Annotated in this window: 7 protein-coding genes; 3 read left to right on the top strand and 4 right to left on the bottom strand. The window is 60.2% G+C overall.

Translation table 11 applies throughout. The annotated features are described in order from the left end of the window. Positions 1-20: 20 nt before the first annotated feature. From AAGW23_RS21020 to AAGW23_RS21010, 3 genes are all read right to left on the bottom strand, one after another. Positions 21-2,126: a response regulator gene (locus tag AAGW23_RS21020; protein ID WP_342408208.1), complete on the bottom strand. Its 2,106-nt coding sequence runs from the start codon at positions 2,124-2,126 to the stop codon at positions 21-23. A gap of 280 nt (positions 2,127-2,406) precedes the next feature. Beyond that, positions 2,407-4,992, bottom strand: coding sequence for a sensor domain-containing protein (locus tag AAGW23_RS21015; protein ID WP_342408207.1), 2,586 nt, complete (start codon positions 4,990-4,992; stop codon positions 2,407-2,409). A 196-nt stretch (positions 4,993-5,188) separates the two neighbouring features. Then, positions 5,189-6,082, bottom strand: a complete 894-nt coding sequence (locus AAGW23_RS21010) for a LysR family transcriptional regulator (RefSeq protein ID WP_342408206.1) — start codon at positions 6,080-6,082, stop codon at positions 5,189-5,191. 114 nt (positions 6,083-6,196) lie between these two features. Here AAGW23_RS21010 and AAGW23_RS21005 point away from each other — a divergent pair, with 114 nt between their 5' ends. Both AAGW23_RS21005 and AAGW23_RS21000 read left to right on the top strand, forming a co-directional pair. Next, a complete protein-coding gene (locus AAGW23_RS21005; RefSeq protein WP_342408205.1) occupies positions 6,197-6,622 on the top strand; it encodes a VOC family protein in 426 nt (141 codons plus the stop codon). A 575-nt stretch (positions 6,623-7,197) separates the two neighbouring features. Continuing rightward, a complete protein-coding gene (locus tag AAGW23_RS21000; RefSeq protein WP_342408204.1) occupies positions 7,198-7,692 on the top strand; it encodes a hypothetical protein in 495 nt (164 codons plus the stop codon). Here AAGW23_RS21000 and AAGW23_RS20995 read toward each other — a convergent pair. Beyond that, on the bottom strand, positions 7,689-9,329 hold the full coding sequence (locus AAGW23_RS20995) for a Na+/H+ antiporter (protein ID WP_342408203.1): 1,641 nt from the start codon (positions 9,327-9,329) through the stop codon (positions 7,689-7,691). The two genes, AAGW23_RS21000 and AAGW23_RS20995, sit on opposite strands and share 4 nt — an antisense overlap. Positions 9,330-9,849: 520 nt before the next feature. Between AAGW23_RS20995 and AAGW23_RS20990 the strand changes: the two genes are divergently transcribed. Further along, positions 9,850-11,577 (top strand): tannase/feruloyl esterase family alpha/beta hydrolase, encoded by a 1,728-nt coding sequence (locus tag AAGW23_RS20990; protein ID WP_342408202.1) that lies wholly within the window; start codon positions 9,850-9,852, stop codon positions 11,575-11,577. Positions 11,578-11,929 lie beyond the last annotated feature (352 nt).

Genomic DNA, 11,929 nt, shown 5'->3' with positions numbered 1-11,929 from the left:
GCCGGACTGTGCTTGCATGTTCAAACAGCACCCGGTGCAGCCCTTCCTTCAAAGGCGGCTGAAACCGTAGCTGCCAGATGCTCAAGCGTGAAGGGCTTGGTCATCATGCTCATCCCCACGCCGAGAAACTCGGAGCGAATCGCCGCGTTTTCCGCGTAGCCACTGATGAACAGGACGGGCAGACTTGGCCGCTTCTGCTGGATGATTTCTGCCAGCTGGCGGCCGTTCAGACCGGGCAACCCGACGTCGGTTATCAACAAGTCCAAAGCATGCAAGCCATCGAGCAGACTCAACGCCTGCTGACCGTCTTCAGCGAGGTGCACCTTATAGCCGAAGTCCTCCAGCGCACTGGCGAGCAACAGGCGTACCGAATCATCATCCTCGACCACCAGAATCGTCTGCCCTTTTCCGCAAGTGAAATCCACTGGCGCGATGGTCGACGCTTTCTCGACGGCAGACGTCAGCGCCAGCGGTATATACAAGGTGATCGACGTACCGGCCCCCTCCTCACTGGTTACCGAGACGAATCCGCTGCTCTGCTGGACGAATCCGTAAACCATGGAAAGGCCCAGCCCGGTACCTTGCCCCAAGGGTTTGGTCGTGAAGAAAGGCTCAAAAATATTCCCCAATACAGACTCAGCGATACCGACCCCGGTGTCCGATACCCTGATGCTGACATAGCTCCCCTGGTTACCACCCAGTCGAATCGCGTCTGCCTCGTCGATATCAGCTCGGCTGGTCGCAATCGCCAGCGTGCCCCCATCGGGCATGGCATCACGTGCATTGATGCAGAGGTTCAACAAGGCATTTTCAAGCTGGTTGGGGTCGACCAATGCCAACCCAGCATTGTCGTCAAGCTGAAGTTCAAGTTTGATTCGCTCCGTCATGGTCCGTTTGAGCAAATCACCTAACGACAGGATCAGAGGATTAACCGAAGTGGCGCGGGCTTCAAGCGACTGTCGGCGGGAGAATGCCAACAACCGCTGGGTCAGGGCTGCTGCTCGGCTGGCGGACGTGTAAGCGGCCGTCATGTAGCGATCCAGATCGCCATATTGCTGCCGACCTATACGAAGGCGCATCAGGTCCAGCGCGCCGATCACACCGGTCAGCATGTTGTTGAAGTCATGAGCGATGCCACCGGTCAGCTGTCCCACTGCGTCCATCTTCATGGATTGGCGGAGCTGTTCTTCGGTTCGGGCGCGCTCCCGGGTCTCCTGCGTCAGCTTTTCCAATGCTTCTTCCAGCGCACGGGTGCGTGCCTTGACCTGGTACTCGAGATCATCGTTAAACCGGCGCAGCATCTCTTCGTTCTGCTTTTCAGCGTTTAGATCGATAACCACCAGGGCCGCGCCTTTGATGTTCCGCTGGCTGTCATACAACGGCACCGCATTGACGCGCGTCCACAGCTCAGGCCCGTCGTCTGGGTAGTAGCGGAAATCAGCCCCTTCCACCGTTTCTCCGCGCAGCGCGCGAGCGCCGGCGAACCGGTTGCGCGGTATCAGTTGCCCCTCGCTGTCCAGCCCCACCCACCGTTCGGCATACTGAGTGTCGGTAGATGGGATTCTGCGATTGGGCACATATCGCTCGTAGGTAGGATTGCTGAGCACGGTGGTCCCGTTCACATCGATCAGGCATATGCCAACCGGAAGGTGTTCGACCAGCTTCTCGAGCGTCGCTTGCTGCTCAGCAAGTTCGACAAGGCGGTCTGCAATTTCGAACTGACGGAGCCGTGAGCGCCAAGCCATCGCCACGGTACTCAGCAGAGCTGCTGGTGTTACAGGTTGCTCAAGAATCACCAAGTCCGTTAACCATCCAGGCAACTGCTCCTTGATCGCGATGAAGTCGTCGCGTGATTCGCTCTGGGCGTCGGAAATCAGGATAAAGGGGATATCGGCTTTGTCGCCCTGCTCAGTGACGCCGCTTCTCGCCACTGCCGATGCAAGGAATCGATCCGTGGCGATCACCGCACCTGTACGGTGATCCAGCTGTTGAAAAAAACTGTCACTGGAGCAGAAAGCGATCTCATAGCCCTCTTCCACCAGTAGCTGGATCAGGTGAGAGAAATCGACGCCGCAGCCAGTGCCAATTAATAGCCGCCTGGCCTCGGATGAAATGTCAGCAGTCACGTCGGTGCTTTCCGGTAGTTAGGAACAGGTGAGGTTGCCCTTCGCGTCCGTCTAGCACTCAAACGTCTGCAGCGAAGAAGCCACTACGTAAGCCCCCGAAGTCTCATGAGTTGCTGTGCCGGACAGCAGTGCGCCAGTCAGCCGTCGCAGCGGCCTGGCCAACGCATCTAAGTAGTGGTGTAGGCAAATGGTACAGAGCCGACCGTGCGGGCAGAAGCCACCGTGCATCTGATTCCGGCAATTATCGAGTGTGATGGAGCAGTCCAAACGGCGTAAAAGGTCAACTCGCCCGGCGATCGATGATGTAGTCCCCCAGCTTGGACAGCGGCATTGGCTGGGCGAACAGATAGCCCTGCGCCTCGTCGCATGACGACCGCAGCAACTGACGCAGCATATCGGCATCCTCCACGCCTTCGGCTACGACACGCATGCCAAGCGAGTGACACATTTCGGTCACCGCCTTGATGAAATCGAGACAATTGCCTGCCTTGCTCGAGGGACAGAGAAATGTCCTGTCGAGCTTCACGACATCAATCGGATACTGGCGCAAGTAGGCAATTCCGGCGTATCCGGTGCCGAAATCATCGATTGCAAGCCGCACACCGATGGCTCCGAGGCTTCTCAGCAGCTGATGGGAAGTGTCGGTGTCTTCGATAAGCCCGGACTCGGTCAGCTCCAATTCAAGACGGTGCGTATCCAACCCGGCTGCACGCAATGCTCCACTGACCTCACTGCACAAAGTCGGCGATTTTAGCTGCACCGGTGACACGTTGACCGATAGCATCAGCTCGGTGCCGATGCGCTCGGTCAACTGCTGAATGTCTTTGCACGCCTGCTGCAGCACCCAGTTACCGATCTTGCAGATCAGCCCCGTGGCCTCGGCGATGGGTATGAACACTGCCGGTGAAACCAGTCCCCTGCTTGGATGGTTCCAGCGGATCAGCGCTTCCACGCTGCACGGAGTGTCGTCGTCCAGGCAGATGCGCGGCTGGTAATGCAGCACAAATTCGTTTCTTTCCAGCGCTTCGCGCAAATCGAGCTCAAGCGCCATCCGGTTCTTGGTCTCGATGCTCATCTCGGCGGAGAAGAACTGCATCCCGGTGCCGCCTGCACCCTTGGCGCGATACATGGCGATATCGGCGTGCTGTAGCAGTTCGTCGATGCTGGTATCAGGGTTCGGATACAGACACATGCCCATCGATGCGGAGGGGTAGTAACGGGTGCCGAGCACGTCGCAGGGCACCTGAATCGCGCGCAGCAGATCGGCGGCCAGCCGCTCGGCCGAGCGCACGCCGTCAGGTAAATGGGCCACCACCACAAATTCGTCACCACCCAGGCGCGCCACCAAATCACCGGAAGGCAGCGCCTCGCGCAAGCGATGGGCAATCTGCACCAGCAGCACGTCACCGTAGCCATGGCCCATTGAATCGTTCACTTCCTTGAAGCGATCGAGGTCGATAAGCATGATCATCAGCTGCTGATTTTCCGGGATGAAGCTGACCAACTCACGCAAGTGATCGTTGAGGTAGGTTCGGTTGGGAAGGCCCGTCAAGGAGTCATGAGTGGCCATGTGGTGCAGCCGGTGCTCGACCTGCTTACGGTCGGTAATGTCAGTCAACCCGCCGGACCATTCCTTCATGATTCCGCGGTCATCAAAGATCGGCACCGCATGACCGGACATATGCCGATACTCGCCGTCCGCCCGCCTAATGCGGTACTCCGCGCGCTTGTTGGTATAGACCGAACACATTTCTTCAATGACGGATTCAAGCTCGGCGCGGTCTTCTGGATGCACGGCTTCGAGCCAGCCCTTGCCTCGCGATTGCTCAAAGGTCTGCCCAGTGAACTCAGCCCAATCGTGCTGCGGCTCGACAAGATCAACCTCAGGCGAAGCAGACCAGATCAGACTATTCGTCGCTTTGACCAGCCCCCTGAAGCGGCGCTCGTTGGCTGCCATTTTTCGTTCAACCTTGGCCCGCGCCCGGTTGGCTCGATCACGCTGCACAACCAATGCTGCCGTGTTGGCCAGGAGGGTGATGCCTTCCTGCTCCAGGGACGACGGCGCGCTGCAGACAGTGCTGTAACAGGCGATGGTGCCCATCACCTCACCGCCGTCGGAAAGCACGGGTGTCGACCAGCAGGCGCGCAGGCCATGCTCGAGCGCCTTGTCCCGGTGCGTGGCCCAATACGGATCGCTACCGATATCCACGGCGACGCTTGGCTTGCCGGTGCGCACCGCCAAGCTGCAACTCGATTCATTGGAACCGGCATCCATCTCATCTACCGCTGCGACAAAATCCGCAGGGAGGCTGGAGGCTTCAACGAATCGCAGCTTGCCATCCTCGTACAGGCGCATGATCGCGGCACGAATGGTTCCAGCCGACTGCTTTTGCGCCGAGCGGGTAAGTTCAACCAGCACCTCCTTCAAGGGTGCACCGGCCACCGCCAGCTCGAGTGAGCGCATCTGCCCTTCGGCAATCGCCTCGGAGCGGCGGCAGTCAGTCACGTCCTGGCTGATGAAGTGCAGCGCACGTAGTTCGGGATGCGCGGTGGAGCGACCGGACACGCTGACCATTTGCACGCCGCTGTCACCAACCAGAACACGGCATTCGAAACGAACCTCATTGCCGGTCGCGAGGGCAATGGCGACATGTTCGGCGACCGGATCGCGGTCGTCGGGGTGGATATGTTCAAGAAATTCGGTAAGTGAAGTGCCGCCTAACGAACAGGCATCGAGCGCATGAGTAACGGCTTCGACCGTCGCCTGGCTATCGCTCAGCGAATCGTCCAGTTCGACGTACCACTCCAGCAATCCAGCCGATTGCAGCGTAAAAGCAAGCCGGGACTGTAGATCTGGTTGGGCCATTCAGATTATCCAATGGAATGTATGGCGGGCTTCAGTTTGGACCCACAGAGTCGGTTACCGTTCTGAGGCGAATCCAGATGCGCGGCATTGGCTTGCCTTCCACCTTGACAAGGGTAGTCCAAGAGCCCCGCAGGCCCCGGAAAAAGCCTCTGTAGCCGACGTTCGGCGCGGCAGGCAGACGCTCTATCTCGTCGATTCAGCAAGCCGGGGTCGGACGTCCCTGCTCCGCCAGCACGTCCCGCACACAGCGGCGAAACAGCTGCTGCACCGGCAGCTGTCGGGCGCTGTGTCGGCCAACCAGGACCAGCTCCCGGTGAAAGGTCGCGCCCCCCAGACGCAGGACGCGAACGGTCGGCTGACGCTCGAGCCATAAGCCGGCCTCTGGCACCAGCGCGACGCCTAAACCACAGGCGACCATCTTGACGATGGCATCCAGCTCATCGAGTTCCAGGCCTGGGCGAACATCCAGGTGATATTTGCGTAAAAACTGACTCACCTGCCGACCGCCGAACGAGCTGCGGTCGTAACGCACGAAAGGCTGCTCGACCAGCAGTTTCAGCGGGTCGTCACCGGCTACGTCGAGCGGCGTGATCAGCACGAATGGTTCGCGCTGAACCAGCTCGGCGTGCAGTTCCTTGGGCAGGGCGAAAGGCGGTCGGATCATGATGGCCAGGTCGATCTCGCCAGCATCGACTTGTGAAAGCAGATTCAGCGAAACGCCGGGAATCAGCTTTGGCACGACGCCCGGCGCTTGTTTCAGCAGGCGAAGCAGGACTGACGGTAACAGCCCGGTCTGTACGGTTCCGATCGCACCGATCCGCAGTTCGCCACGGTAGTCTTCCAGCAACTCCGGTTGCCCCATCAGACTGAACATCTCCAAAATCTGCGCGGCCATCGGCACGGCCCGCAGTCCGGCAGGATTGAGATAAGCCGAGCGGCCCGTTCGATCGAACAAACGCAGGCCCAGCGCCGCCTCAAGATTCTTGATCTGCGCGCTGACGGCGGATTGAGTCAGACCGACCTTGTTGCCTGCAGCAGCAAAACTGCCGCAGCGGGCGACCGCGAGAAAAGTTCTCAGTTCACGGATCATAAAGACCTTGATTGATCGAAATATTCGAGGCTCGCCACGAACGATATCCGCTGTTGACGAGTGCGACAAATCGGCAAGATGGCACTCAAGGCCCCACAACAGAAGGAAGCTCTGATGAGCCTCTCCCCTTTTCACCTTGCGATTCCCGTCTACGACTTGCCCGCCGCACGCCGCTTTTACGGTGAGATCTTCGGCCTGACCGAAGGACGATCGTCCGAGCACTGGGTCGACTTCGACTTCTACGGCCATCAACTGGTCATTCACGAGCACCCTCGCACTGCTACGCAGGAAGCCGCAAACACCAATGCGGTGGACGGACACGACGTCCCGGTGCCGCATTTCGGCATCGTGCTCAGCTGGCCCGAGTGGGAAGCCTTGGCAGAGCGCCTGCGCGCCCGCGGCACTCAGTTCGTGATCGAACCCTATGTGCGTTTTCAGGGGCAGGTCGGCGAACAGGCCACCATGTTTCTCTTCGACCCCTGCGGCAATGCCCTGGAATTCAAAGCCTTCAAGGACATGAGCCAGCTGTTCGCCAAATGACGCCGATGGCCAGGCTGATTTGAGCATCGGCCATCCCGTGCGTTGATTTCCCCGGACGTTAACGCACTGCGAATCAACGCCAATGACCGTCAACCGAGAACGGATGTTTATTGAAGGACGGCCGTAAACCGCTCGACTAGTCCGTTATCGGGCTGATGCTGCTGTGCTCCGTCCGAGGCATGCAGCAGATCGCGTTGAAGCATCGCAGCGGATTGCTTACTGGTGCTCAAACCCCGCTGCGAGTGGGGGCCAGTGCAATGCCGGTACTGAGCGGAATCCTGTTGAGCAATAGCCCCCGCATCAAGCAGCGAGACGTCTCCCGCCAAACCGTCATCCGTTCGCCGCAGCCTGCGGTCTCCACGCCCCATCTTTCTGGTCGGGCGCGCCCACGGCTGTAACGCGATCAGCACCACCGTGGCGGCCAGCGACCACGCATTCAAAGCGGATGATAACTGGCTGTTGGACGAACCTTTCGCTCGCTCGGGGCTAAACAAAACCCTCGATCAACCGATAACCCGTCATGCCAAGCGAAGGCTGATCAGCTCACAGCAGGAAGCCTCACACCGCGCTATCTCGTGGATTTCGTCCTGCTGCGTATTGATCGCTTCAGCCCGAAATGCGCAACCATCCCCCTGCAGACGGAAGCCATGACCGTGCAACTCATCGATAACCGAGCGCTGATCAACGATGCCTTGAGCCAGTCGGCGGAACTGACGGGGGGACGTTTCGATCATCGCTATTGGTTGAGCAAGGTGGCGGATGTAAAGCTGCTGATCATCTCCAAGCCGGAAGTGCTTTTCGATCTTTCGGTCAAGGTCTACATCCCCTTACCAGCCGGGCAGCACACGCCGCTGACCTATGGCGATGGCTGGTTCAACTGGCACTTTCTCGGCAGCAAGAGCGCGGTTGTCACCATTGCTCGCGAGATTCTGGCGATCGCGATGCGCAACCGGAAATCTCACTCTCCGGTGCTGCAGGCCTGGTTGACCCAGCTGGTGGCGTTCAAGCACAGCGACCATACGATCGCCGTACTTGAACCCGAGCAACAACAGGACTCGGTAGGCGGTTAGACGCTCTCACCAGCGCCCAGCGCAGCCTCTTCGTAATCGAGTTCACGTAGCAGCGTCTGCAGCATCTGCTCGTCGATCTCGTGCCGCTTTCTCATCCGGTACATTTCCTTGCGCTGCACAGCAATGGCGTTGAGGCGGATATCGCGCTCCAGCGCCATGGTTTCACGTGCCTGATTCGCCCGGCCGTGATGATCCATCAGGGCCTCGATGTCGTGCCGGTAGGATTCGGTAACCCGCGCCGTGACTTCACTGCGCAGCAGCATCTCGTCCGGGTTCTCGACCGGGTTGGCCTGTTTCCAGTTCTCCAGCCAGCTGACCGCCGCCTGAGCGGCGATTCGACGGGCTTTTTTCAACTCTTCCCGATGTTCTTCGAAGTCGTTGTTGGGTAACTGCTTGAGGAAATAGGGAATACCCAGCGCCCCGATCAGCAGGGACAGGATGATCACCGCCGCAGCGAGGAAGATCATCAGGTCCCGACCGGGAAACGGCGTGTCGCCAATCATCAATGGGATCGAGAGCACACCGGCCAGGGTGATCGCGCCGCGCACGCCAGCCACCGCGCTGAGTGCGGAGAACAAGCCAAGAGGCTTGGGCTGAACCGTCTTGCCGAGCAGGCGGCGCACCCGAGCCTCGCCCCAGTGATAGGCAAACACGAACACGAAGCGCACTACCAGCAGCAGCGCCATGATCGCCAGCGCACTGAACACCAGCATTGGCATGCTGTAGGTCTCGTGCCCGGCCGCTTCCCAGACACGCTCAACGATCCGCGGGAACTGCAGACCGAGCAACAGGAACACCAGTCCGTTGAAGCTGAAATCGAGCATTTCCCAGATGCTACGGTTGAGGATGCGGGTGCTGGTCTTGACCGGCAGCATGTCGATGCGGCTCTGCACCATGCCTGCTGCCACTGCCGAAAGAATGCCGGACATGCCGGCATGCTCAGCCAGGAAGAACGCAGCGAACGGCAGCAGCAGGATCATCACCACGTAGGTCGAGGGATCGAACAGGTTTCGCGCGGTCATCCACTGCTTGGCCTTGCCCACCGACCAGCTCAGCCCTGCTCCGATTGCCAGCCCGCCCAGCGCAATAACGAAGAACTCTCCGGTGACGTTCAATAGAGAGAACGAACCGGTGATGGCCGCAGCCAAGGCGAACTTGAACGAGACCAAGCCCGTGGCGTCGTTCATCATCGCCTCACCTTCCAGCTGGTGAGACATGTGCCGTGGCAGCCGGCCCTGGGCGATGGCGATGACTGCCAGCGCATCGGTTGGCGAAAGGATCGCGGCCAGGGCGAAACTGGCGCCCAGCGGAATGGCCGGCAGCAACCAGTGAATGAAATAGCCCACCACCACCAGAATGATCAGCACCAGCACCAGCGCCATGGCGGTCATTTCCGGACCGTGCTCGGTAAATTCGCGCTTGGGTATCTTCCAGCCGTCGTAGAACAACAGCGGGGGAATGAACAGCAGCATGAAGATCTCGGGCCGCAGTTCCACGCCCATGCCAAACGGCGGGAGCGCCAGCACGCTGCCCATGATGATCTGCATGATCGGCAGTGGTAGCGGAACGACATTGGCCAGGATGCGACTTGCGCCGACTGCGAGCAGCAGCAGGAAGATGAGGTAAAGCGTTTCCATGGGGCGGGCTGATCTCTACAAAAAATAGGCGGGGGCATGCGGCCTGTGAGCGCACGCGACGAAAGTATAGTCGGGAGGTTTTGGAATAGCCGGTTCGCGGATCAGATCCGCTTGGACTAACTGGCGACAACCGCGACGCTTCGCTTGCTACAAGCACAGACGTCATCGCTCAGGTGCCCCGTCACGCCTGAACGCAGCTTTTCTGCGACTCTCCCCGCACCGCCTGTCGAAAAAGTCCGAGTAGCCATACAGAGTGTCCAGACGGGACGACATTGCGCCTGTCCATGTCGTGCAACCTGGACAGACGAGATCGTCTGAGAGCACCGCGTTCAGCCTGCTGCTCGACGCGCTAGAGCGGTCCGCCGGTGATCTAGTGACCAGTCATCGGCCTCAACCTCCACCCACGTATGACTGGCACAGCTTTGGCTCAACCTCCAGGCCCGGTTGCAGCGCTGTCTTCTCGGGTATCCACCTTGTGGCGTCAGCTGCAAGGCATTACAACAAGAAGAGGAAACGCCAGATGAAAGCACCCCATGCACCCCGCTTTCGCTACGCCACATCCCAGCGGCTGCGGCTGACGATCCCGGCCTTACTCGCGCTTGCAGCGGCCGAGCCCACGTTCGCTGCCAGTTGCGCTGAGTTGAACGGTGCCCAGATTCCTGCCGCTGCGATAGCTCTGCCGACCTCTGGGGCGAAAGTTACCGCTGCGACGTTGATGCCAGGCGGTGGCAGCGCACAGCAAACCTTTGGCCCATATTGCGACCTGAGCGTGGAAATCGCGCCGATTGACCGAAGTGCGCCCAACATCAGGATGCGCATCGTTCTGCCTGAACAATGGAACAGCAAGGCGATGATGTATGGCGGTGGCGGCTATAACGGCACCGTGCCAAACGTGGCCGGCAATGTTCCGGCCGGCCCGGTCGACCAGCCGACGCCGCTGGGCCGGGGCTATGCGGTGTTCGCCAGCGACTCGGGCCACGTGGCCAATCCCCTCAACCCCGGCGACTTCGCCTGGAACGAAGAGGCCTTGGCCAACTATGGTCACGATGCCTTGAAGAAAACCCGTGATACGGCGATGTACCTGATCGAGCAACGCTACGGCCAGCCTCCGGTGCGCAGCTACTTCGCCGGCGGATCCACCGGGGGCCGAGAGGCGCTTGCGGTGGTGCAGCAGTGGCCAACGGATTTTCACGGCGCGATCGTGCTCTACCCGGCCTACAACGCCGCCGCACTCGATTTGCAATTTGGCCGCATTACCCGCGCGCTAGCCGCGCCGGGCGCCTATCCCAGCCTGGAAAAGCGCTCTGCCCTGCTGGAAGCCTCGATGCAGGCCTGCGACGGGCTTGATGGCGTGCGCGACCGGGTGATCAGCAACCAGGCGGCATGCAACGCCCGGTTCGATCCGGCCACCGCCAAGCTCAACGGTCGCCCCTTGCGCTGCCCCGATGGCGCTGACACGGGTAGCAGCTGCTTGTCCGATTCGCAGATCAGTGCGCTCAAGGTGTTCGATACGCCGATCCATTTCAGCCAGCCCTTGGCCAGTGGTGAACGCGGCTACCCCGGTTTCAATACCTGGGGCACCGATCTGGGACGGCCTGGCGAAGGCCTGCAAGCGATCGTCAACCGGCTCGGCCTCAACACGCTGCAGCCCGACTATCCGATGCCGGTACACGGCACAGGCTTTGCCGAGGGCGCGCCCTACCACTCCGGGTTCTGGGATGAGTGGGTGCGCTACTTCGTGACCCGCAATCCGGCCTTCAACTCGCTGACACTTGACCCCGCCAACCTTGGCCCGTGGCAAGCGCGAGTCGATGCGCTGTCGTTGCGTCAGGACGTCAACCAGACTGATCTGTCCGCGTTTGTTGCCAATGGCGGCAAGATTCTGATGGCTCACGGCACCTCGGATCAGCTGGTCAGCACCCGCGCCACGGCTGAGTATTTCCGGCGCGTGCAGCAAGACATGGGCGTCGGGCAGACCCGTCGGTTCATGCGCTATTACGAGATCCCCGGCTACGCCCATGCGGCCAGCACGGTGTTCGACGCCGCCTGGGATTCGCTGTCAGCGCTGGAAAACTGGGTCGAGCTGGGCGTGGCACCCAAGCGCCAGGTCGTCACTGACACCGTCGCCGTGCCCGGTCGCACTCGCCCACTTTGTGAGTATCCCGGCTGGCCGAAGTACAAGCGACGCGGCGATGTAAACGACGCCTCCAGCTTTGTCTGCGTGAAGAGCCATCAAGGCCGGCACTGAAGCCGCCGCCGCATTCATGCTGCTCAGGATGAATGCGGCGCTTCGTAGCCTCACCGACAAGCGTCCAGCGGACTGAACACTTCCTGGTTCCTGCCCTGAACATGTCCGCACGATTGGACATCCGATCCATCGCCGCTGCCTCAGATCCTCGGTACGCCAACTGCACATCCTGCTCCGATGACGCTCTGCGCACGCTGTTCCGGGATTTGCTAGCGCGCCCTGCCAGAGCTGGCACGGCATTCGCTGAGGCCAACCCAATAACAACAAGAGGAAAGACCATGCAAGACCACCGCAAGACCACCCACGGCCTCCTTTGCCTAGGCGTTGCGCTAGGCACTGCCGGCACCGCCAA

This window comes from Stutzerimonas chloritidismutans, from assembly GCF_038562055.1.
In the GTDB taxonomy this organism is placed as follows: Bacteria; Pseudomonadota; Gammaproteobacteria; order Pseudomonadales; family Pseudomonadaceae; genus Stutzerimonas; species Stutzerimonas chloritidismutans_A.
This window is presented reverse-complemented; position numbering and strand designations above follow the sequence as displayed.

Coding starts and splice junctions, on each gene's coding strand:
- AAGW23_RS20990 (WP_342408202.1), top strand. CDS start 9,850: ATGAAAGCACCCCATGCACCCCGCTTTCGCTACGCCACATCCCAGCGG.
- AAGW23_RS21015 (WP_342408207.1), bottom strand. CDS start 4,992: ATGGCCCAACCAGATCTACAGTCCCGGCTTGCTTTTACGCTGCAATCG.
- AAGW23_RS21010 (WP_342408206.1), bottom strand. CDS start 6,082: ATGATCCGTGAACTGAGAACTTTTCTCGCGGTCGCCCGCTGCGGCAGT.
- AAGW23_RS20995 (WP_342408203.1), bottom strand. CDS start 9,329: ATGGAAACGCTTTACCTCATCTTCCTGCTGCTGCTCGCAGTCGGCGCA.
- AAGW23_RS21005 (WP_342408205.1), top strand. CDS start 6,197: ATGAGCCTCTCCCCTTTTCACCTTGCGATTCCCGTCTACGACTTGCCC.